Genomic DNA, 23,443 nt, shown 5'->3' with positions numbered 1-23,443 from the left:
AAGTAGGAGATTACTATGGATTACGAATTAAACTATCGAAATAAAAAAGTATACTATAACCTATATTTCCTAGGAAATGATCTTTTACTAGTGATTCATGGTGGTGACTTGTCACATATTGGAGGATACAGTACAGCTTATTGCGTTGAAGATAAGTGGAATATAGAGAGTAATGCTTTGCCTCATCACAAGGATGAGGTACTTGCTCAGATGTATGTAGAACCCATTGCAAAGCAGTTACACTGCAGCGTTCATTGTGTTTGTGGAGTACATTATGATGATCTTAGTAAAGATCAATTAATAGAATTTATAGAAGAAAATAAGAAATTGTTGAAAAAGATATTGAAAGACTTGGAGGTACAACATGGTAGATGATTTAAGAAGTGCAATTGAATGTTTAAAACAATATGAGGGTGAATATATTGAAACTGATGTAGCTGTAGATCCACACGCTCAACTTGCAGGAGTGTATCGTCATATTGGTGCAGGAGGTACTGTCAAGCGACCTACAAAGGAAGGTCCAGCAATGATGTTCAATCGTATTAATGGGCACCCAGATGCAAAGGTGTTAATTGGTTTGCTATCAAGCAGAAAACGAGTCGGAGTGTTGTTGGATGAAAAACCAGAGCGATTAGGGTTCTTGTTGAATGATGCTATTAAGAGAAAACAACCACCAGTGAAAGTAGGTAAAGAAAAAGCGAAATGTCAGGAAGTTGTTCATTTAGCTAGTAATCCAGATTTTGATATTCGTAAACTAGTACCAGCACCCACAAATACGCAAGAAGATGCAGGGCCATATATTACTCTTGGGATGTGTTATGCAACCAATCCAATTACAAAAGAATCAGATATAACGATTCATCGATTATGTCTTCAAAGCAAAGATGAAATTACAATGTTCTTTACTCCAGGCGTAAGGCACTTGGATGTGTTTAGAGAAATTGCAGAAAAGGAAAATAGAGCATTACCTATATCAATTAGTATTGGAGTGGACCCAGCAATTGAAATCGCTGCCTGCTTTGAACCGCCAACAACTCCTCTAGGATTTAATGAGTTAGAGATTGCTGGAGGAATTCGAAATAAACCAGTGGAGCTTGCAAAGTGTGTAAGTGTTGATGAATATGCAATCGCTAATGCAGAGTATGTAATTGAAGGAGAGTTACTTCCTAATGTAAGAATGCGTGAAGATTTAAATAGCAACACAGGAAAAGCAATGCCAGAATTTCCTGGGTATACAGGACCTGCAAATCCAGCTTTACCAGTTATTAAAGTAAAAGCAGTAACTCACCGTAAGAATCCAATTATGCAGACATGTATTGGACCTAGTGAGGAACATGTATCGATGGCAGGAATTCCAACGGAAGCTAGTATTCTTTCAATGGTAGAAGAAGCAATGCCAGGTAAATTATTGAATGTATATTGTGCAACTCCAGGAGGAGGGAAATTTGTGGCAATTCTACAATTCAAAAAAAGTATACCAAGTGATGAAGGAAGACAGCGACAAGCAGCTCTACTGGCATTCAGTGCATTTAGTGAACTGAAGCATATTTATATTGTTGATGAAGATGTTGATATCTTTGATATGAATGATGTGATGTGGGCAATGACAACTCGTTTTCAAGGTGACATAGATATCATTACAATTCCAGGAGTACGATGTCATCCTCTTGATCCATCTAACGATAGTGCATATTCACCTTCAATCAAGGATCATGGGATTGCTTGTAAAACCATCTTTGACTGTACGGTTCCCTTTCATTTAAAAGACCGCTTCATTCGTGCAAAATTTATGGATGTAGATGCTACCAAATGGGTGCCAGATGAAAAGTAAAAAACGTCTGATTGTTGGAATCAGTGGAGCCAGTGGTGTACAACTGGGATATCGTTTGTTGAAAGTGTTAAAGGAATTAAAGGAATTTGAGGTTCATCTTATTGTAAGTGAAGGTGCAAAAGAAACCATGCGATATGAACTTTCAATTTCATATGAAGAGCTGATTGGTTATGCAGATATCGTTCATGACAATAATGATATTGCAGCATCGATTGCCAGCGGATCATATGAAAGTGAAGGGATGATTATTATTCCAGCAAGCATGAAAACAGTATCTGCACTTGCTCATGGCTATGCAGATTCATTGCTTCAAAGAGCTGCGGATGTAGTAATAAAAGAGAAAAGAAGATTGGTGATTGTTCCTAGAGAAATGCCTATGAGTGCAATTCATTTAGATAATTTAAGTTATTTGGCAAAACTACAAGATATACATATCATCCCACCAATGCTTACTTACTACAATCATCCAGAGAGTATTGAAGATATGGAATTACATATTATTGGAAAATTACTATCAAAGTTCAGTATTAATATAAAGGAGTACAAACGATGGAAAGAAAACAATACAACCAACTAATTGATATTAACTATGATGAAGATTATAAGACTAATACATTAGATATTTATTACCCAGAAACTGATAAAGAAGTATATCCAACTGTTATTCATGTTCATGGGGGTGCATTTAAAAAAGGAGATAAGCAAGACAATCAATTGGATGCCTACTTTGCATTTGTAGAAGCAGGTTATGCACTTGTGAGTATTAATTATCGATTAAGTGGAGAAGCAATATTTCCTGCAAACATTATAGATACAAAGAAAGCAATTCGTTATCTTCGCAAGAATGCAGATAACTATCAATTGGATGAAAGCAAGTTTGTTCTTGTTGGAGGAAGTGCTGGAGGATATGTCGTTGATATGGTTTGTGTGACCTGTGATACACCAGCACTTGATGTAGTAGATAATAACGAGCGTCAGGTTTCTTGCGGAGTACAGGTAGGTGTGTCTTGGTTTGGTCCAACCCAGTTTACAACTATGGATGAACAGATTCGCTCAAATAATTATGGAAAAGATGATCATGATGATGTTGATTCACCAGAATCACTTTTTATGGGTGAACAGATTACAAAGTTAAACAAAGGGTATGTATTAAGCGCACAACCTCAAAGTTATGTACACAAGGAGATGCCACCAATGTTACTTCAACATGGACGCAAAGACCGTGTTGTACCATGGCAACAGTCTCAATCTTTCTATGATGCTTCAAAACGTGAAGGTGCAGATATCACATTTGAAATATTAGAGGAAGAGGATCATGGTACTGAAGGATTTGGTTCAAAAGAAAATATGGAACGAGTAGTTTTATTTGTTAATAAAAAAGTGGTTGAATGAAAATGAGAGCGATGATGATTCATTGCTTTTTTTTGCTAAAAAGCAATGAAAATACGGAATATAATATAAATTCTCTAATGAAAATCTAAAGACTTTATGAAGAATTTTTGATTCACTTGCAACCCTTTGAAATAGACGAAATAATAAGGGTGACAAAGGATGTAAGGAGGAAGAATATGAAGAAGTTTTTAGTTGTTCTATTATTTGTTGCAGCAGGATGCAATACTTCAATAACAACCAATGAAGGTGATAAGTGGCATTATGAAGAATCCTATAATATGCAAAATAATACAAAAGCACAAATGAAAATGATGGTAGAATTAGAAGACCAATTAATGTATTTTGCGGATACCAATGATGATGGAAAAGTAATTGTAACTATGTTGTACTCGGACAAAAATGGAGAAGATTTGACGATAGAAAATGAGAATCCAGAGAATGATTGTACTCTTGAGAATCTGAATAAATGCTCTAATGCAAAATCAGGTCATTTGAGTAAGTTTCATTATTATGATAATTCTTTATATTATGTATATAGTGACTGGGATGAAGAAAATGAAAGTATTTATCAGACCCTTCATCGTTGTGATTTAGATGGGAAAAATGATGAAGAAGTATATAGATTTAAAGAATATGATGAAAATTCACAATCATTCTTTTATCAAATGCATAAAGGATATATGTATTATGCAACTGATAATGGTGGTATTCATAAGGTGAACCTAACAAATTTTAAAAAAGAAAAATTTGTAGATGATGCTGTCAATATGAAATGTTATGCTATGTACTTTTATGGAGATATTGTATATATGTGTTTAAATGATTATGAAGATGAAGAAGGAGTTTTGCATACTGATGCTGTTTATAAAGTGGACTTGAAAACAAATGAAAAAGAATTTGTTATGGATACAGAAGGAGTATATCATATTGATTTAGACAATATTATTTATATAGGAGAAGATTACTCAACCTATATTTATAATATAAAGAATGATGATTATAAAAAAATAATCGACGATCTAGTGACTTGGGTTTATCGTACAGATGATTATTATTTAATAGATGGAGTTGGAATGTCACTTGAAGAACATGGACTCATGTATTTAGTAAACCTAGATGGAAAAATCCTTGATCAAAAAGAAGGGTTTACAGATTATCCACCATACTCACAAGGGGTTGTTAATGATAACTATTTCATTTATGATACAGACAAAAAACTATTTGTATACTATCCGATATCTGATGGAAAATTTGGTGATTTGCAAATTGTTGAAAGTTTCCATGATTATAAAAAGTAGTAAAAGAAGAATATATGATTAGTAGATAGTAGAGTATAATAAAAAAAACTATAGCTAAATAAACAAAGAATTTATAATGCTATAGTTTTATAATTTGTGTTTTCGTTTTGTAGAACTGAAAATAAATAAACTTTCACGATATTTTGTGACAGTTCTTCTTGAGATTGAGATTCCTTCATCTTCTAATAGTAAACGAAGTTGCTCATCACTAAGTGGTTTTGTTTTATCTTCTTCCTGAATTAATTCTTTTACTCTGTTTTTGATGTGATTCTGAGAATGCTCACTACTTCCACCACTAGATAAGAAATGACTGAGAGAGTAATACTTGCTGTTGAATTCACAAGATTTGTTGTTCATTGCTCGACTTACAGTGGACACATTAACACCTATTGTTTCTGCTATCATTGCAAGCGTACAGTACTTCAAATCACCATTGTGTAAGAAGAACTCTTTTTGAATATCACAGATGCATTGCATAATCTGCATCAATGTTATATTACGTCGCTTAATAGAGTTCATCAACATATTCACTTGTGCTCGCTGCTCTTTTAATAATTTACCCATACCTTCACTATTTTCTTCACTTACAAAGACCTCAAGCTCATCATTTAATAATTTAATTTCAATCTTATCATCAACAACTTTTATAATAAACTCAGGATTTGTATATTGCACCTCAGTACTGTAATTAGCTGCTGGTTTAGGATTTAATGTTCGAATATACTTGATTGCATCATTGATGGTTTCAATATCTAGTTTTGTATGATTAATGATATTATCTGTATTGTCTAAAGCAACATCTTCCAGATAATCACAAAGAATCATTGCTGCTTGTGATATCTTTTTCTTTGATAAAATACATTGTAGTTTCAGACATTCTTTTAATGAGAAGGTAAAACATCCATAAGGCTCACATTTTCTAAGAATTGTTAGATTATGTTTATATTCACGTTCATTGATTTCCAACTGTTTCAATAATTCATCTTTTGGATATTTAAAATATCCATTACTATCCAAGTTGGAAATCATAGCTTCACATATCTCAATATTTGGTTTATCTTTGCTGTAACGCAACTGATCCATAATCTCATTGTATAGAGAAGGTGAATCATGTTGATAGTTTAAGAAAGCATCACTATCTTCTTGGCTACCATAGTTAAAACCAAGAAAAGGTGAATTATTAACTTCACTTTTGATATAAGAAAACAACTCATCATTATTTAATTCTAGAATTTTTAATGATGCAGCTTTTGAAGTATTAAACTTGTTGGATTGCTTTAATTCCTGCTTTAAAGTGAACTGTTGTTTCATAGTTATATTATACCAGTTTCTATAGATAATTTAGAAAGATAAGTATAAACTTGACAATAGGCAACCATCTTCCTATAATATAAGCAGATGGTTGCCTATGCAAATAGAGGTGTTGTATGAATAAACTAAATGAACAAAGAATTTTTATGAGTATTTTTCATCTTGCAAATAGAATGCAAGTTGAAGGAGATAAGTTAAGTGATGAATTAACATTGAAGCAATGGTTTTTCTTATACTTGTTGTATCAGGGAGGAATTGAAAATCCTACTTTAAAAGATATAGCACAGATGATGGGTGTAACTCGACAGAGTGCGAAAAAGATGACAACTATATTAGAAAGAGAAGGATATCTTACAATTTCTAAATCTGAACAGGATAGTCGTGCATTGTGTATTCAACCAACTGCGAAAGCAAAAGCATTTTTTAAACGTAATAAACAACTGGGAGGGAAACTTCTTGTTAGAGCATTTGAAAATATAGATGAACAAGAGTTGATTGATACATTAGTAGTATTAGAAAAAGTTCAAAGTAATTTGAGTGAAGAGGAATAAACCATGACAAAGGAATTAGCAATCAAAAGTAATGCTTTTAAACATAATGAAAGGATACCTGTAAAATATACAGGGTGGGGTGATGACATTTCGCCAGAATTAACAATCACAAATATTTCATCATCTGCAAAATCTATTGCGATTATTATGGATGATCTAAGCCACCCAATCAGTCTGATGTTTGGTAGACCTTATAATCACTGGTTGATTTGGAATATTCCTGTACAAAATGTAATTCCAGAAGATATTTCACATGGGGAGTATGTTAAGGAATTGAAAGGTGCAGTACAAGGTGTTGGCTATGGAAAACATCGTTATCGTGGACCAAAACCGCCAAAGTTTCTGAGAGGTGCGCATCGATATCGTTATCATATATACATTTTAGACTGTGTATTAGAATTGGAACCAACTGCTAAAAAATCAGAGTTAATAGATGCAATGAAGTCGCATATCCTTCAAGAGGGATATATTGATGGATTATATCAAAATAAATGATTATTTTGATATGAAATCATAAACTACATAATGGTTATAATAAGATCCATTTAATGAGTAAACCGTTTTACTAAATAAGATAATAATATCAAAGTCAATAATAGTCGATTATTATTGGCTTTTTTATTATTGATAATAAAAAAATAAAAAATTATTGACAACGCTTACAGCCGAGAGTACAATGAAAATAGGTAAACCAGTTAACCAAAAAAGGAGCATATGAGGTAAATATGAATAATAGTAAAATAATTTTGGTTTCTCACGGAGGACTTGCTGCAGGAATGAAAAACTCTGTTGAGATGATTATTGGAGAAAAAGATAATTTATATAGTTTTGGATTACAACCAGGAATGGTATGTGATGACATAATCAATGAACTTAAAAACTTGATTCTTAATACTGATGGACAAGTAATTATTATTGGGGATATATTTGGTGGTAGTGTGTGTAATGGCGCAACGACTCTTCTAGAATATCCTAATGTGAAAGTGATAGCTGGAATGAATATGTTACTAGTTATTAATGTTCTAATGAGTAGTGGTGAAATTAGCACCGAAGATACTCATCGAATGATTGCGGAAGCTAAAGAAGGAATGAAAGTTATTGAAATTATTAAAGAGGAAGATGAATCATTTTTTTAAAAGTATAAGATTTAGTTTTAAATATAGGAGGAAATTATGATAAAGCTAGTAAGAATAGATGATCGATTAATTCATGGACAGGTTGCACTTGTTTGGTCTAAACATTTAGGGATTAACAGAATAATGGTAATTAATGACAGAAGTGCAAATAATGAAACGCTAAAAGCAACATTGAAAATGGCATGTCCAGGTAGTATAAAATGTGCTGTATTAACTGTTGAAAAGGGAATTGAAACACTGAATGATCCTAGATGTAAGGATTTAAATGTATTTGTAGTGGTTGATAATCCAAGTGATGCACTAGAATTAGTAAATCGTGTTGGGTTTATTGATAGAGTTAATTTTGGTAATTATGGTAAGACTTCTAATATGGAAGGAAAAGAGAAAGTAACAAATAACATTTTTCTTGATGATGTTGATAAAAAACAAATTCATGAAATTGCTGCAGCTGGTGTTTATGTGTTTTCTCAATTATTACCAGATAATGAAGAAGTGGATTTAACAACTTATTAGAAAAGGAGAAAAATTATGGTAGTTGAAGGATTATTAGTAGCGTTAATTATGGCGTTTGCAAATTTTCTTGATTGGGGATTTGGTCATATACAACCTAGACCAATCTGGATTGGTCCATTGGTAGGTTTAGTTTTAGGAGATTTGCCTACTGGATGTATTTTAGGAGGAATGATTGAAGCTGTATTTATGGGGACATTCTCAATAGGAGGATCACAACCAACGGATATGGTTTCAGCATCAGTATTTGGAGTCGCTTTTGGTATTTTATCGACAAGTAATTTAGAAAATGCTGTTGCATTAGCGATACCTGTAGGATTATTATCAGTTTTATTATTTAATCTTGTAGTATTAGTATTTAACTTTGTAATTGACTTTCAAGATCGGGCAATTGCAAATCGTAATGATAAAGCATTTACATTCTGGCATTACTTTGCAATGTTCTTTAAACCATTTGTTTATGGTGTAATGGCATTTGTAGTTATTTCAGTTGGATCAGGTGCAGTAGAGTCATTTATGGCAAATCTTCCTGAACAAGTGAATAGAATATTAAATGTAATGGCAGCAACTATGCCAGCATTAGGAATGGCAATTTTAGTTAAGAATATGTGGGATTCAAAAATTATTCCTTATTACTTTTTAGGATTTATCCTAATGGCGTATTTAGGAACTACAACAATTACTATGCCAGAAACTGGAGAAGTACTAGGAAGTATAGGGTTAGATACAATGAGTATAGCGTTTATTGGTGCATGTCTTGGAATTCTTGCGGTTTTCTCAGATCTGAAGAAAGCAAAAAGTGAAAATAAAAGCAAGAAACCAGAAATTGAGGATGAAGCGGAGGATTTCTTAGCATGAAAAAGATGGAAATAAGTAAAAGTGATAAGAAACTATTAAATAGAATGTTTTGGAGACAAATGACATTCATGAGTGAAATGACATTTGTTCGTTTACAAGGACCAGGGTTTGGATGGTCAATTATGCCGTTCTTACGAGAGTTTTATAAAGATGATGACGAATACTATGCTGCATTAGAAAGACATGTGACATACTTTAATACAAATCCAGCATTTGCTCCATTTATTTCAAGTATTGTTTTACAAATGGAAAAAGAAAATGCTGAGCACAAGGTAGAAAACATTGAAGAGGCTGTTCAAGGTATAAAAGTTGGATTAATGGGTCCTTTAGCTGGACTTGGTGATTCGTTATTCACTGGGACATTACGTGTAATTGCAGCCGGTATTGGTATGGGATTTGCCTTAGATGGAAGCCCTATTGGAGCGTTATTATTCCTATTAACGTTATATGTTCCATGGTTCATTATTCGTTGGTATGGTGGAAGAATTGGATGGACTACAGGTGCATCATTTATTCAAAAAGCAACAGAGAGCGGAATCTTGCAAAGTGTAACAAAAGGATTTTCAATCTTAGGACTGTTTATGGTTGGAGCGATGACATTTCAAACGGTAGGTTTACGCTTTAATATATCTGGAGAATTAGAAGGTTCATTCATTGATCTTCAATCGACTTTAGATACAATATTAAAAGGCTTTGTTCCACTAGCATTTACAATGCTTTTATTGTGGATGATGAAAAAAGGAAAAAGTACATCATTCGCGTTAATGTTTGTTATTCTATTTTCAGTAGTTGTAGGTTTCTTAGGATTCGCAGGATAAAATCTTATAAGCTTGCTTACTAGCAAGCTTATTTTCGATGTAAATGAGGTAATTTATGAAACATGAAGAAATGATTTGTTTGTTAAAAGAATGGTGCGATAGTTTATTAGTCTATCAGTACAATAGTGAAAAGATGTTAAGTTTTGATGGTGCAATATTATGTCCCTGTTGTACAAAAGTACATGGACGGATTGCTGATTTAATGTATCCATTACTCGTACTGCAACAATCATTTCCAAATGAAGGGTATTTAGATAAAGCAATTGCTTTGTCTAAGTGGGAAGAGCGAATGCTATCCAATGAAGATGGAAGTTACTTTAATGACCGTGACAAAATGTGGAAAGGAATTACCGTATTTACAATAATTCGATATGCTCATATTATTCATTATTGCTCAAGTAGCATATTAGAAGAATATAAAAAGCAATGGAAGAAAAGATTAGAAAAAGCATTAGAGTATCTATATATGAATATAGATACACTTGGTGGTAATGTAAATTACACAATAACTGCAAGTGAAGCATTGGCATGGGGATGGAAGTTATTTCATACTCAAAAATATTATGACAAATCCAAGTCCTTGTATAATGAGGCAATGTCTTATGTGAATCAAGAAGGATTAATCATTGGAGAAGGAAGCCCAAGAAGAGTACAAACAAGCAGAGGCTGTAATGCAATTGACATTGGATACAATTTAGAAGAATCACTGCCAGCATTATTTATGTGTGCAGAGCTTTTAGAAGATGAGAACATGAAAGAAGAGATTGTTAAATTGTTTAATCATCACAAATATTTTCTATTAGATGATGGAGGTATTGATAACAGTTTTGGATCTAGAAATTATAAATGGACTTATTGGGGAAGTAAAACTGCTAAAGGATGCAATGCAGTTTTGTTAAAGATTGCAAGACAATATACAAGACCTGAATATGAAATATTTGTTTTGAGAAATTTAAAGTTATTGAAGAATGCAACAGTAAATGGATTGCTACAAGAAGGATTTTCTGATGGATATGATCAAACATGTATTCATATGACATTTACTCAAGCGATGGGATTAGCTGATTTATTGGTTATGAATCTCTCAGCAAAAAATATAACTACAAATATTCATAAACACAATACAACTTCTTATTTTCAAACGCTAAATACAATGATTATTAATTATTGTAATTGGAGAGCAACATTAACAAGCTATGATTATGAATATGTAAAAGAAGGTCATACTAGTGGAGGCTGTTTATCACTGCTGAAGCATAAAACATTCGGACTTATATTTGTATCATCAATGAACATCTATAAGCCAATAGAATCAAACAATATGTATGCTCTAAGAGAAAGTAGCAATACATGTATGACTCCAAGATTAGAGATTACTAATAAACAAAACGTTTATTCACAAATATATGATTATAATGCGCTGATTAGTAAGAAAGAATCAATAATAACAGTAAAAACAGTACTTACATCAATAAATCAGGAAAAAGGTCCTAGTGCAATAATCAGATTTATCTTTGAAGATAAACTGAAAATATCCATTCTTAGCGAAGAGGATATGGATTTTATTTTTCCATTTGTTCAGATTAATGATTCTATATCTCAAAAAGAAAATCATTTGTTTATAGAAAGAAATGGAGTAACTTTAGTTGCTGAAACTAATGGTGTTATGTCTATAGATAAAAATACCATCTATAATCCTGTACCAGGAGTGTATGCAAGAAGATGTAAAGTGATGATAAAGAAAAATGTAGAAACTGAAATATCGTTCTCTATTAGTTGAGGTGCCTATGATTAGTACAAGAAAAGACCTAGAAAATAAACTAAATGAAATGTTGGACTGTGTTTATCCTTATTTATCAATTAATAATGCTAGATTAAATATAGGGAACACACGAACTAAATATAGTAGAGAAATTCAAGAATTTGAAGGATTTGCAAGACTATTTTGGGGGATTGCTCCCTGTCTTGCTGGCAATGGAGATGTTAAACATTTACATCACTTTCTTGATGGAATTAAACATGGAACAACTATCTCTGATGCAGAATATTGGGGTGAATCGTGCAATAGATCACAAAAATTAGTAGAAATGGCAGCTCTCGCATGCGTGCTCATATTAGCTTCTGATAAAATAGATAATTATTTTGATTCTACTGAAAAGGAACAACTTTTACGATGGCTGGAACATGGAATTAAATATGATTATCCAAAAAATAACTGGCAGTTTTTCCGTGTGCTTATTTGTGTAGCACTATTAAAGAATAATCATAGTTATCCAATAGAAATAATGAATGAGAGTTTAGATTATATTGAATCATTTTATATTGGTGATGGATGGTATCAAGATGGTAAAACAAAGCAAAGGGATTACTATATTTCATTCGCATTTCATTTCTATTCCTTAATATATGTGAAAACAATGGATAAAGAAGATCCCAAACGATGTGAAAAGTGGAAACAACGAGCATTAATTTTTGGAAAAGACTTTATTAATTTTTTTGACAGAGAAGGAAGAGCAATTCCATTTGGTAGAAGTATGACATATCGTTTTGCACAATGTGCATTTTGGAGCGCTTGTGCTTTTGCAGAAGTATACCCATATCCAATAGGTGTAATAAAAGGTATTGTTTTAAGAAATTTGAGATGGTGGTTCCAACAAGAAATCTATGATAAATCAGGGATTCTGACAATTGGATATGGTTATGAAAATCTTGTTTTAGCAGAAGACTATAACGGTCCAGGATCGCCTTATTGGGCATTTAAGTCTTTATTGATTTTAGCATTACCAAAAGATCACTTGTTTTGGACTGTAAAGGAAGAACCACTTCCAAAAGGTTCTCTATCGAAGGCATTACCACATGCATATATGTTAGTTCAATCACTAACAAATGAAGCTATTGCATTTTCTGGAGAGCAATATGTATCATTCGAACCTGGTGGTGTTGCAGATAAGTATTGCAAATTTGCATATTCATCAAAGTATGCATTCAATTTATCAAGAGATTATTATGTAAAAGAACGAATGGCATTAGATTCTACCTTAAGTATAGAAGATGAAAATGGAAATTTTATATTACGAAGAAAACCAAAACTTTTATATCTAAATGATTATTATATGGTATCAGTGTGGAAGCCATACGAAGGTACTGCTATATATAGTATTCTAATTCCAAAAGAGGATGGACATATGCGAATTCATAAGGTGATTACAAATAAATCACTTACATTATATGATGGCGGATTTCCAATTATTGATAATGATAATATTAAAATTCAAAATGATACAGATAAAGCTTTGCTGGAGGGGGATAATGGATTTTGTGGGATTTATGATTTATTAAAAAACACAGAGATAGAATTAGTGAAAAATCCACCAAATGCAAACTTATTAACACCAGAAAAAACACTAATACCGTGTGCAAGGATAAAAGTTAATGACACAAAGATTTTTGGAACTTATATTAAAACAGAGAACATTGATTCATTTAAAAGTATAGGTATAGAACTAAGAGAACATTCTATTGTTGTGTCAAATCAAGAGATTTTGTTTCATGATCAATAGTTACTATAAGATGGTTGTTTTGGATTTAGATGGTACATTATACAATGACTTCAATGAAATCACAGAGTATACAAAATCTATAATTCAAGAATTATTAAGAAAAGGAATTCGCTTTGCGATTGCAACTGGACGAAACTACGAAGGAGCATCTGATGCAATCAGAAAATTGAAATTACAAGATTATGATGGAAATTATGTTATCACATATAATGGCTTGCAGATATATAGTGGAAAAAAGCAATTACTATATACAGGGAGAATGTTATGTGCTAATGAATTATGTAAGATTTATGATGTTGGTAAATCTCAAGGAATGAAAATGGTGTTTTTCACAGGAGAAAATAATTATGTAGAAAATACATATTATACAAAAGATAAAATTGAAGATATAGAGGAATTTCTCTCTGAACTTCATGAGTTGAAAATAGATTCTTTAAGTCAAATGACTGCATATAAGGTAGCTTATCTTCATCATAAAAGAGTTTTCCAAGAAGTTTTATCAGAACTCAAAGAACAATTAATAGATTATCAAGTGTTTCACACAAAAGATAATTGGGTTGAAATTATGGCGAAAGGTATTGGAAAAGAAATTGCATTAAGTAGAATATCTGAATTATCCAAAGTAAACATGGAAAATATAATTGCATTTGGAGATGGTGAAAATGACAACAGGATGTTGAAATCAGTTGGATTAGGAATAGCGATGGCAAATGCATCTGAATCAACAAAGAAACATTCTGATAAGATATGTTTAAGTAATAATGAAGATGGAGTTGGATATGCATTATTAGATGTGTTTAAGGAGGTTCTATGAACGAGAAAATAATAAAAGAGAACTATATTTCTTATATGAATGTAGAATACTCAAGGTCTGTTAAACCATTACTGATGGATATTATTTCATCAGTAGACTGTAATGAACTACGTCCCGCTGTAATCTATCTTCATGGTGGAGGATGGGGGAATGGTAGTAAAGACAACTATGGTGGTCATGTTTGGAATCTGGCTATGGCGGATTTAGGCATGGTTGCAGTAAGTATTAACTATACATTAAAAAGAGAAGCAATTTTTCCTCAACAAATTATCGATATAAAAGAAGCTATTCGATTTTTACGAACAAATGGAAAACAATATGGAATAGATGGGGATAAGATAGCGATTTGGGGTCATAGTTCAGGTGCTCATTTAGCAATGTTAGCAGCGTTAAGTGGTAATCATTCAAAATGGGAGAATGAAACTTCAAGCATTGTCCAGGCTTGTGCATCTGTTGCAGGTGCGATTGATTTATATGAAGCAATTAAAGATGGTGATGGTGCAGCAGCAAGACTATTTGGAAAAGAAATTGAGACAATAGATGAGATAAAGGACTTGGTAGATTTAGCCAATCCATTACACTATGTTACATCATCTATGCCTCCAACAATGATTGTTCATGGTGAGGATGATTTGTTTGTACCAATTAAGCATTCTCAACGATTACATGATGCAATACCAAAATCGATTTTTCTAAAAGTAAAAGATGCTGACCACTTTATGATTAATGGAGATTTATCAATGATGAATGTTGCTAGACAGATAGCTATATTTTTCCATGGGATATTTTTTGATAATAATATAAATGAAATTGAAATAAATATAGATACATATAAAAAAATAAAGAAAAAAGATGACTTAGATGATGAATTTTTTAATCAATATAGTGAGTTATTTAAATACTATACATAACAGACAATTAGCTTATCTATTAGATAGATAGTTGAGTATAAAGAAGGAGGATATGATGAATCTTAATGATGTGATAAAAAAATTGGAAGATATAAAAATACTTCCAGTAATAAAAATTAACGATGATAACAAAGCGGTTTCACTAGCAAATGCCTTAATTGCTGGAAATCTAGAGGTAGCAGAAATTACATTTCGAAGTGAGTATGCTGCTTCAGCTATATATAAAATAAAGCAGGCTTATCCAGAAATGGTGGTTGCTGCCGGAACCATCATTAATACAAAACAAGCAGATGAAGCAATACAGGCAGGAGCAGACTTCTTGATATCACCTGGTATTTCAGAAGAATTAATACGTTACTGTGAAAAAAAGAAGTATGTAATTATTCCAGGAATATCGACTGCTTCAGAAGCACAGCTAGCAGTATCATTAGGCATTGATATAGTTAAATTCTTTCCTGCAAAGACAAGTGGAGGCATAGAAGCAATCCAAGCAATTTCAGCACCATTTCCAAATTTAAAGTTTATTCCTACTGGAGGAATAAATGAAAACAACATCAATATGTATTTAAAGAATAGGAAAGTAATTGCATGTGGTGGTAGTTGGATGGTGAAAGAAGCATTAGTAGATGCTGAAGAGTATGAAAAAATTACAGAACTTGTTGTTTCTGCATTAAAAAAAGTGTCAGTAGACCAAGAAAGGAATTAGTATGAAAGTAGTATCATTTGGAGAAATCATGTTGCGTCTAGCTCCAGAAGGTTATTTAAAATTCCTGCAAGCAGATCATTATGAAGCAACCTTTGGTGGAGGTGAAGCAAATGTTGCAGTATCTTTAGCAAATTATGGAATCGAGTCAGTTTTTGTTTCTAAATTACCAAAACATGAACTTGGACAATGTGCGTTAAATAACCTAAGAAGATATGGAGTAGATACAAGTAATATTGTTCGTGGTGGAGAAAGAATTGGAATCTATTATTTAGAAAAAGGTGCATCACAAAGAGCTAGCAAAGTTATTTATGACAGAGCCCATTCAGCTATAGCTGAAGCAACCATTTCTGACTTTGATTGGGATTCTATATTTAATGAAGTTGATTGGTTTCACTTTACAGGAATTACACCCGCACTTAGCTGTGAACTAGCAGATATCTGTGAAATTGCTTGTAAGAAGGCAAAAGAGAAAGGAATTAAGATTTCATGCGATCTTAATTACCGAAAAAAATTATGGAGTAAGGAAGAAGCGAATAAAACTATGTCTAAGTTATGCCAATATGTAGATGTATGTATCGCTAATGAAGAGGATGCTGCAGATGTATTTGGTATTCACGCAGATTATACAAATGTTACAAGTGGAGAAATTCATCATGAAAGTTATATCGATGTAGCAAAACAACTACATAATCAATTTTCATTTAGTGGGGTTGCGATCACTTTGCGTGAAAGTATTAGCGCTTCTGATAATAATTGGTCCGCAATTTTGTTTGATGGTAGAAAAGCATATCATTCGAAGCAATATAAACTTAGAATTGTTGATCGTGTAGGTGGTGGTGATAGCTTTGGTGCTGGACTTATTTATGCATTATTAAATAAATTTGATGCACAAGAAACAATTGAGTATGCAGTAGCAGCAAGTGCATTAAAGCACTCCATTGAGGGAGACTTTAATCATGTAAGTATAGAAGAGATATCACAATTAGTAAAAGGTGATGGTTCAGGAAGGGTACAACGTTAATTTATATTAAAAGAGAGGAAATGCATATTGAGGACAAAAGTAGTCATAAAGAATATGCTAGGTAAATATTATGAAAATTGCATTAATTAATGAAAATTCACAAGCAGATAAAAATAAACTTATTTTTAATGAGTTAGAAAGTGAAGCGAAAAAGGTAGGACATACAGTAGATAATTATGGTATGTATTGTGCATCACAAGAACATCAGTTAACTTATGTTAAATGTGGTCTATTAGCATCGATATTATTAACTACTAAGGCAGTTGATTTTGTAATTACAGGTTGTGGTACTGGGCAAGGTGCTATGTTGGCGTGTAATTCATTTCCTAATGTTTTATGTGGTCATGTGACGGATGCGGTAGATGCATATATATTTGGTCAAGTAAATGATGGAAATGCCATTGCAATGCCATTTGCTCAAAACTTTGGATGGGGAGCAGAAATTAACTTAAGATATACTTTTGAAAAACTATTTTCAGAAAAATTTGGTGGTGGATATCCAAAAGATAGAGTTGTTCCTGAACAAAGAAATAAAAAAATATTGGATGAAATAAAAAAAGTAACTTATAAACCACTTTTAGAAATATTAAAGGAAATGGATCAGACGTTTTTAAAAGAAACAATTGATTATCCAGAGTTTAAGGAACTTTTCTTTAAAAATAGTAAGGATAACGAAATATCAGAATATTTAAGTGAAGTAATAGAAGGTTAAGGAGGAAATCAAATGAATGAATTTAGTATGAGTAGCTTTCGCTTAGATGGAAAAATTGCTTTGATAACAGGTGCGACTCATGGTATTGGTTTTGCTATTGCAAAAGCATTTCATGAGGCAGGATGTACGATTGTTTATAATACACTAAGCGAAGAAACACTTCAACAAGGAAAAGAAAACTATCACAAGGAAGAAATTCCTGCACATGGATATGTGTGCGATGTGACTGATGAAAATTCTGTTAATGAACTCATTGAAAAAGTAGAAAAAGAAATTGGAGCGATTGATATTCTAGTGAACAATGCAGGGATTATCAAACGGATTCCAATGCTTGAGATGAGTGTTGAAGATTTCCGTCAAGTAGTTGATGTTGATTTGAATGCACCCTTTATCGTATCAAAGGCTGTACTACCGTCTATGATAAAAAAGGGGAGTGGAAAAATAATTAATATTTGTTCTATGATGTCTGAACTTGGACGCGAAACAGTTAGTGCTTATGCAGCTGCAAAAGGTGGATTAAAGATGCTTACTAAAAATATTTGTAGTGAGTATGGAGAAGCAAATATTCAGTGTAATGGAATAGGTCCAGGATATATAGCAACACCACAAACTGCACCATTAAGAGAGAAACAAGAGGATGGAACAAGACATCCATTTGATCAATTCATTATCTCTAAGACACCTGCAGCAAGATGGGGGGTACCAGAAGATCTAATGGGACCAGCAGTCTTTTTGGCAAGTGATGCAAGTAATTTTGTAAATGGACATATTCTTTATGTAGATGGTGGTATTTTAGCATATATTGGAAAACAACCTTAGCAAATAAAGCATCTTTAATATGATGCTTTTTCGCTTATTTTGGAAATATAAATTGAAAAGTGCAGGAGATTAATATGAAATATAAATTGAGTAAGAATGACAGTATTTGGTTAAGTGATACTTATAAAAAAATAGAAACTAAAATAGAAGCCGAGTGTCATCGAATTAAAAATCATATTCCATATATTGCAGAAAATGGCAAATATAAAAAAGATATGAGTGATAGTGATCAGGATATTGTTTGGTGGACAAATGGATTCTGGCCAGGAATTTTGTGGCAAATGTATCATGCTACAAAAAATGAATTCTATAAAACTACAGCAGAAGAAATCGAGGATAAATTGGATCGAGCGTTAGAGGTATATACTGGATTACATCATGATGTTGGTTTTATGTGGCTACACACTTCAGTAGCAAATTATCGAATGACAAAAAATGAACGTTCAAAAGCACGTGCCTTACATGCCGCTCATTTGTTGGCAGGCAGATATAATCCAAGAGGAAAATTTATTCGTTCTTGGAACCGCGATCGAGCTGGATGGGTGATTGTTGATAGTATGATGAACCTTCCATTGTTATATTGGGCAAGAGATGAAATTGGTGACCCACGTTTTGAATATATTGCAATGGATCATGCAGATACGGTAATGAATAAAACCGTAAGAAAAGATGGATCATGTAATCATATCATTGCATTAGACCCTACTAATGGAAACTTATTAGATACACCAGCTGGTCAGGGATATGCATCAGGTTCATCTTGGTCAAGAGGACAAGCATGGGCAATCTATGGGTTTGCTTTAAGTTATAAATATACAGGGAAAATGGAATATTTAGAAACATCAAAGAAAATAGCGAATTATTTTTTGTCAGAAATTGAGCAATATGATTACCTTACTGTAATTGATTTCCGATCTCCAAAAAGTCCACAATATTGGGACTCAACTGCAGGTGTATGTGCTGCCTGTGGATTTTTAGAAATATCAAATCATGTTGAAGCAGACGAAAGAAAATTTTATATAGATTTAGCACTAAAAATATTAAAGGCCATAGATGAAAAATTCTGTAATTGGGATCCGACATTTGATTCTATTGTACAGATGGGAAGTGGATCTTACTTTACTGAGGATGATCGCCATGTGCCAATTATCTATGGAGATTACTTCTTTATAGAAGCGATACTTAGGCTTATGGACAAAGATATTTTATTATGGTAAGCAAAGGTTTAGATTTCTATGTTAGTGATGAAAATAATTAATAAGGAAGGTAAAGTTAAAAAAGAAGCTAGTGGAGAAGATGAGGTGAAGATAGCCTATCGAGGAGAATACTGTTCAGAAGATCAAATATCCTTAATGAGTAGTATTTATCCACAACTAGTTGAGATATGTCTAGATTCTTGTCTGCATCCATGCATAGTGTGGTTAACTAAGGAAGTAAAGTTTTGTATTCCCGAAAATCTAGAGAGAAAAAGATATCAAGAACAGTCATTTAAAGGGGTCCGTCATTTAGGAAGTGCTAGAATTTGCAATTTTAAGGAATTGAAGAATTATCGTAATCTTGCTCTTAATACTCATGATTTTATAGATAATGATGCGATATTTCCACATGCGAGTAGTAATGTAGAAACTGATAACCCTCAATTCTATGCATGCAATGTAATCAATGGAACATTTAGTACTGTAAATCATGGTAGTTGGCCTCATGGCTCTTGGGGAATCAATAAACAAAATGATGCATATTTGAAAATTGATTTTAAACGAATAGTAACAATCGATAAAATAAAATTATATCTACGAGCAGACTTTCCACATGATAGTTATTGGCAACAGTGTTCACTTACGTTCTCTAATGGCGATACTATGGAGTTGTCTCTTCATAAAACAGGATTAGCACAAATGTTTCAATTTTCAGAGAAGAAAATAGAATGGATAATACTAGAAAATCTAGTGAAATCAAATGATGAATCACAGTATCCAGCATTAAGTCAGATAGAAGTTTGGGGAAAGGGATAGAAAAATTAGTAAACTGTTTACTAATTAAGAATTATTCTATATAATTTAATGGTAAAGGGAGTCTGATATGGTGAATAAATCAAAAGTTACAATTAAAGAAATTGCTCAGATGGCAGGTACGTCGAAAACAACAGTTTCTTTTTATCTAAATGGCAAAAACGGTAAAATGTCTAAGAAAACAAAAGACCGTATAGAAAAGGCAATTGAAGAAACTGGATACCAGCCAAGTATTGTTGCTAGAAGTCTCAATTCAAAGAACTCAAAGTTACTGGGTGTTGTAATTGGTGATATTACTAATACTTTCTCTAATCAGATTGTTAAAGGGATTGAAGATGTAGCCAGTAAAAAAGGCTATCAAATAATTGTGGGTAATAGTAATTATGATTTTAATCGTGAAGAAGTTTATATAGATCGCATGTTATCAATGGGAGTAGATGGATTTATTGTTCAGCCCACTTCTCAATTTAGAAAACAAACCAATAAGTTAAAGGATGCAAAGAAATCATTAGTCTTCTTTGATAGTGAAATTTATGACTTGAAAACAAGTTGGGTAAAAACGAATAATTATGATGCAACATATGATGCAACAAAAGAATGTATTAATAAAGGCTATGATAACTATATTTTAATTACTGCGGATACAAGTTTATTATCAACAAGAATGGAACGTGCAAAAGGATTTATTGATGCATTAACAGATCATGATTTAGAACTGGATAAACTTGTTATTGATGATTATAAAACAGATTACAAAGTTATTCATGATTTTATAAAAAAACATATTAATATTAATGAGAAAAACTTAATTTTTGTTCCAAATTGCTGGGCATTACCAGAAGTGTTTATGGTACTAAAGAATAACTATTCAGATTCTTTAGATAATATTGGATTACTTGGATTTGATAATACAGAGTGGACAAACTTTTCTTCACCAACGGTATCTACAATAGTGCAACCTGCTTATGAAGAAGGTCAACAAGCAGCAGCTATTCTAATTGACCAAATCGAAGAAAATAATGATGTTCCACATCAACAAGTATTAAATTGTCATGTAAATTGGAATGAATCAACAAAATAAAACAACATGCGAATGTTGTTTTATTTTACAATCTTATTAGTTAATGTACCTATTCCTTCAATTGTACAAGATACAAAATCATTTTCCTTTAGGTATCGAGGAGGTTGAAATCCCATACCAACTCCAGCTGGTGTACCGGTTGCAATAATATCTGCAGCTTCTAATGTCATACCTGCAGATATTACAGAAATAAGTTCAGGTATTTTATAAATCATGTAATCAAGTGAAGAATTTTGCCGAAGTTCGTCATTTACTGTTGATTGAATTTTATAATTATTATTAATATTAAACTCATCAACAGTAACAATAAATGGCCCCATTGATGAGTACTCGTCAAGACTTTTTCCTTTTAACCATTGTGTATGTTCACGTTGTAGTGTTCTAGACGAGAAGTCATTAAATACTGAATAACCAAAGATACAATCAATAGCATTTTTAGAATCAATATTTTTGCCATTTTTTCTAAGAATGATTGCAAGTTCTGCCTCATAGTCAACTTCATTATCAAGATCAAAACATGCATGTAAAGAAGCATTTGGTCCAATAATTGAATTTGCACGTTTTGTAAACAATACCGGTCTTTTAGGTTTTTGAAGTGTATTATCATTGAGTGAACTCACTGCTTCTTTTTTGTGATCTTCATAGTTTACACCTACACATAAAATATCATGAATTGGTTTACGGATTGGTGAATACAAAGAAATAGAATCAATTGGATGGCCAGCGATATTACTAGTTTCAATCTTATTTTTAATTACTTGTAATTCAGCATCAGTTGTTTGTTGAATGAAAGTATTCATATTTGCATCATAATCACAATGTAGAATTTTACTTACATCAATCATTGATTGTTCATCTTTAGATAGAACACCTATATAGTCTTTATTTTGATATTTATAACTTCCAAATTTCATATTTTACCTCATTTTATATATTAATATTATAACATAAACCGGTTTAGTAAGTCATTCGTCTATTAAGTGTTATTATTAAAGTAAATGCCAGCAAATGCTGGCATTTAATATGAAATTGATAATTTTTTATTGAAAACAGCAGTTCCGTATATCTTAATATCATGACCTTCATTATTACGAATAGCTGATACATTTAGATTACCTTCTTTATTCATTTGTTTTCCTTGGTGAATGTGGAGTAAAATTTTATCTAAGTTAGGATAAATATGGTCCAATGCATATACACCCATTACCCCAGAAGCCGTTCCAGTTACAGAATCTTCTTTGGTTTGTGAGTATGGTGAAGAAAAATGACGTGCATGAAATATCATATGTTCCTTATCATCAATCGAAAAAGGATGAATAGAACTTTTGGGTACTTCAGTTAGTATATCTGGAAAAAGATTGTTATCTGCATTCATTTTATCTAAAATTGTTTCATCTTTCACTGGGACTAGCAGAGTCCAAGATCCAGTATTTCCATAAGTAATTGGTAAATTAGGGTATAAGTCATCTGTAGATATACCAATACTTGCACACAACTTTTCAACATCTCCTTCAAAAGCAATGGCTTTAGGTTTTGCCTGTTGCATTTCTATTTCTTGAGAATCATATCGGTAATTCATTGTTAGGATACCTGCATTCGTTTTGATTACAAAAGTTTTATCCGACTTTAAATCTTGAGCTAAATAATAGATAGCAGCAATTGTTGCATGTCCACACAATGGTGTCTCATATCCTGGAGTGAAATATCGTAAATAAGCATCAGCAGAATCCGACGAACAGATGAATACACATTCATTAAATCCTACTGCTTTTGTTATGGTCTGCATTTCTTCACTTGTGTACAAATCTCCATTTGGAATAACTCCTGCAGGATTTCCTAATCCAGGAGTTTTAGTGAATGCATCGATTTGATATACGTTAACATGTTTCATAGTAAATCCCCTTTTTCTAGAATTATACTATAAAATAAAGAAATCAGAAGCAATACATGATTAACTGGTCAAAATCGTTGAAAAAATATGAAAAGATGGTATTATTAATTTCAACTGAGTAAACTGGGAAGAATAGAGAAATTTCTCTATTCTTTTCGTTATTTAGTTTAGAAAATATTGTACAATATATACCAAAATTTCATTTGAAAAATGG

The 23,443-nt window shown here is 32.2% G+C and carries 25 protein-coding genes; 22 read left to right on the top strand and 3 right to left on the bottom strand.

Features of this window, described 5'->3' with window-relative positions; translation table 11 throughout:
- The first annotated feature begins 15 nt into the window (after positions 1-15).
- The 5 genes from lpdD to J2S15_RS06420 all read left to right on the top strand — a co-directional run bounded on the left by lpdD (position 16) and on the right by J2S15_RS06420 (position 4,521).
- Positions 16-375, top strand: a complete 360-nt coding sequence (gene lpdD, locus J2S15_RS06440) for a prenylated flavin chaperone LpdD (RefSeq protein WP_307406572.1) — start codon at positions 16-18, stop codon at positions 373-375.
- Positions 365-1,831, top strand: a complete 1,467-nt coding sequence (locus J2S15_RS06435; RefSeq protein ID WP_307406569.1) for a UbiD family decarboxylase — start codon at positions 365-367, stop codon at positions 1,829-1,831. The genes lpdD and J2S15_RS06435 overlap by 11 nt, the downstream gene beginning before the upstream one ends.
- Positions 1,821-2,408: a UbiX family flavin prenyltransferase gene (locus J2S15_RS06430; RefSeq protein WP_307406567.1), complete on the top strand. Its 588-nt coding sequence runs from the start codon at positions 1,821-1,823 to the stop codon at positions 2,406-2,408. The genes J2S15_RS06435 and J2S15_RS06430 overlap by 11 nt, the downstream gene beginning before the upstream one ends.
- The gene (locus J2S15_RS06425; protein WP_307406565.1) at positions 2,381-3,223 is read left to right on the top strand and encodes an alpha/beta hydrolase; all 843 of its coding nucleotides are present in this window, start codon (positions 2,381-2,383) and stop codon (positions 3,221-3,223) included. Before J2S15_RS06430 ends, J2S15_RS06425 begins: the two co-directional genes overlap by 28 nt.
- Before the next feature lie 176 nt (positions 3,224-3,399).
- Positions 3,400-4,521, top strand: a complete 1,122-nt coding sequence (locus tag J2S15_RS06420; RefSeq protein ID WP_307406563.1) for a hypothetical protein — start codon at positions 3,400-3,402, stop codon at positions 4,519-4,521.
- 87 nt (positions 4,522-4,608) lie between these two features.
- Here the strand turns inward: J2S15_RS06420 and rpoN are convergent, their stop codons facing one another.
- On the bottom strand, positions 4,609-5,832 hold the full coding sequence (rpoN, locus tag J2S15_RS06415; RefSeq protein ID WP_307406561.1) for an RNA polymerase factor sigma-54: 1,224 nt from the start codon (positions 5,830-5,832) through the stop codon (positions 4,609-4,611).
- A gap of 116 nt (positions 5,833-5,948) precedes the next feature.
- Here rpoN and J2S15_RS06410 point away from each other — a divergent pair, with 116 nt between their 5' ends.
- The 17 genes from J2S15_RS06410 to J2S15_RS06330 all read left to right on the top strand — a co-directional run bounded on the left by J2S15_RS06410 (position 5,949) and on the right by J2S15_RS06330 (position 21,338).
- Positions 5,949-6,383, top strand: a complete 435-nt coding sequence (locus J2S15_RS06410; RefSeq protein ID WP_307406560.1) for a MarR family winged helix-turn-helix transcriptional regulator — start codon at positions 5,949-5,951, stop codon at positions 6,381-6,383.
- Between the two features lie 3 nt (positions 6,384-6,386).
- Positions 6,387-6,878 carry a YbhB/YbcL family Raf kinase inhibitor-like protein gene (locus J2S15_RS06405; RefSeq protein ID WP_307406558.1) on the top strand — a complete coding sequence of 164 codons (492 nt, stop codon included), beginning with the start codon at positions 6,387-6,389 and terminating at the stop codon, positions 6,876-6,878.
- 230 nt (positions 6,879-7,108) lie between these two features.
- Positions 7,109-7,519, top strand: coding sequence for a PTS sugar transporter subunit IIA (locus J2S15_RS06400; RefSeq protein WP_307406556.1), 411 nt, complete (start codon positions 7,109-7,111; stop codon positions 7,517-7,519).
- Positions 7,520-7,555: 36 nt separating this feature from the next.
- Positions 7,556-8,032 (top strand): PTS sugar transporter subunit IIB, encoded by a 477-nt coding sequence (locus J2S15_RS06395; RefSeq protein WP_307406554.1) that lies wholly within the window; start codon positions 7,556-7,558, stop codon positions 8,030-8,032.
- Between the two features lie 15 nt (positions 8,033-8,047).
- Positions 8,048-8,887 (top strand): PTS mannose/fructose/sorbose/N-acetylgalactosamine transporter subunit IIC, encoded by an 840-nt coding sequence (locus J2S15_RS06390; protein ID WP_307406552.1) that lies wholly within the window; start codon positions 8,048-8,050, stop codon positions 8,885-8,887.
- A complete protein-coding gene (locus tag J2S15_RS06385; RefSeq protein ID WP_307406550.1) occupies positions 8,884-9,705 on the top strand; it encodes a PTS system mannose/fructose/sorbose family transporter subunit IID in 822 nt (273 codons plus the stop codon). The genes J2S15_RS06390 and J2S15_RS06385 overlap by 4 nt, the downstream gene beginning before the upstream one ends.
- A 55-nt stretch (positions 9,706-9,760) precedes the next feature.
- Entirely contained in the window at positions 9,761-11,485 is a 1,725-nt protein-coding gene (locus tag J2S15_RS06380; protein ID WP_307406549.1) for an ulvan lysase-like protein, read from the top strand.
- A gap of 7 nt (positions 11,486-11,492) precedes the next feature.
- Positions 11,493-13,265: a DUF2264 domain-containing protein gene (locus tag J2S15_RS06375; RefSeq protein ID WP_307406548.1), complete on the top strand. Its 1,773-nt coding sequence runs from the start codon at positions 11,493-11,495 to the stop codon at positions 13,263-13,265.
- Positions 13,255-14,079 (top strand): Cof-type HAD-IIB family hydrolase, encoded by an 825-nt coding sequence (locus J2S15_RS06370; protein WP_307406546.1) that lies wholly within the window; start codon positions 13,255-13,257, stop codon positions 14,077-14,079. Before J2S15_RS06375 ends, J2S15_RS06370 begins: the two co-directional genes overlap by 11 nt.
- Positions 14,076-14,990 carry an alpha/beta hydrolase gene (locus tag J2S15_RS06365; RefSeq protein ID WP_307406544.1) on the top strand — a complete coding sequence of 305 codons (915 nt, stop codon included), beginning with the start codon at positions 14,076-14,078 and terminating at the stop codon, positions 14,988-14,990. The genes J2S15_RS06370 and J2S15_RS06365 overlap by 4 nt, the downstream gene beginning before the upstream one ends.
- Before the next feature lie 55 nt (positions 14,991-15,045).
- Positions 15,046-15,696, top strand: coding sequence for a bifunctional 4-hydroxy-2-oxoglutarate aldolase/2-dehydro-3-deoxy-phosphogluconate aldolase (gene eda / locus J2S15_RS06360; protein ID WP_307406543.1), 651 nt, complete (start codon positions 15,046-15,048; stop codon positions 15,694-15,696).
- A 1-nt stretch (position 15,697) separates the two neighbouring features.
- Positions 15,698-16,717 (top strand): sugar kinase, encoded by a 1,020-nt coding sequence (locus J2S15_RS06355; RefSeq protein ID WP_307406541.1) that lies wholly within the window; start codon positions 15,698-15,700, stop codon positions 16,715-16,717.
- A gap of 70 nt (positions 16,718-16,787) precedes the next feature.
- A complete protein-coding gene (locus J2S15_RS06350; RefSeq protein ID WP_307406539.1) occupies positions 16,788-17,429 on the top strand; it encodes an RpiB/LacA/LacB family sugar-phosphate isomerase in 642 nt (213 codons plus the stop codon).
- Between the two features lie 12 nt (positions 17,430-17,441).
- Positions 17,442-18,248, top strand: a complete 807-nt coding sequence (locus tag J2S15_RS06345) for a gluconate 5-dehydrogenase (RefSeq protein ID WP_307406537.1) — start codon at positions 17,442-17,444, stop codon at positions 18,246-18,248.
- A 74-nt stretch (positions 18,249-18,322) separates the two neighbouring features.
- Positions 18,323-19,465, top strand: a complete 1,143-nt coding sequence (locus J2S15_RS06340; RefSeq protein WP_307406535.1) for a glycoside hydrolase family 88 protein — start codon at positions 18,323-18,325, stop codon at positions 19,463-19,465.
- 18 nt (positions 19,466-19,483) lie between these two features.
- A complete protein-coding gene (locus J2S15_RS06335; RefSeq protein WP_307406533.1) occupies positions 19,484-20,260 on the top strand; it encodes a hypothetical protein in 777 nt (258 codons plus the stop codon).
- A gap of 67 nt (positions 20,261-20,327) precedes the next feature.
- A complete protein-coding gene (locus J2S15_RS06330) occupies positions 20,328-21,338 on the top strand; it encodes a LacI family DNA-binding transcriptional regulator (protein WP_307406530.1) in 1,011 nt (336 codons plus the stop codon).
- Positions 21,339-21,358: 20 nt separating this feature from the next.
- Here the strand turns inward: J2S15_RS06330 and J2S15_RS06325 are convergent, their stop codons facing one another.
- Positions 21,359-22,252 carry a fumarylacetoacetate hydrolase family protein gene (locus J2S15_RS06325; protein ID WP_307406528.1) on the bottom strand — a complete coding sequence of 298 codons (894 nt, stop codon included), beginning with the start codon at positions 22,250-22,252 and terminating at the stop codon, positions 21,359-21,361.
- Positions 22,253-22,356: 104 nt separating this feature from the next.
- On the bottom strand, positions 22,357-23,229 hold the full coding sequence (locus J2S15_RS06320; RefSeq protein ID WP_307406526.1) for a PhzF family phenazine biosynthesis isomerase: 873 nt from the start codon (positions 23,227-23,229) through the stop codon (positions 22,357-22,359).
- Positions 23,230-23,443: the final 214 nt, after the last annotated feature.

This window comes from Breznakia pachnodae (genome assembly GCF_030814225.1).
GTDB classification, from domain to species: Bacteria; Bacillota_I; Bacilli_A; order Erysipelotrichales; family Erysipelotrichaceae; genus Breznakia; species Breznakia pachnodae.
Note: the sequence above shows the minus strand (reverse complement) of the source record. Positions and strands in the feature narration are given on the sequence as shown.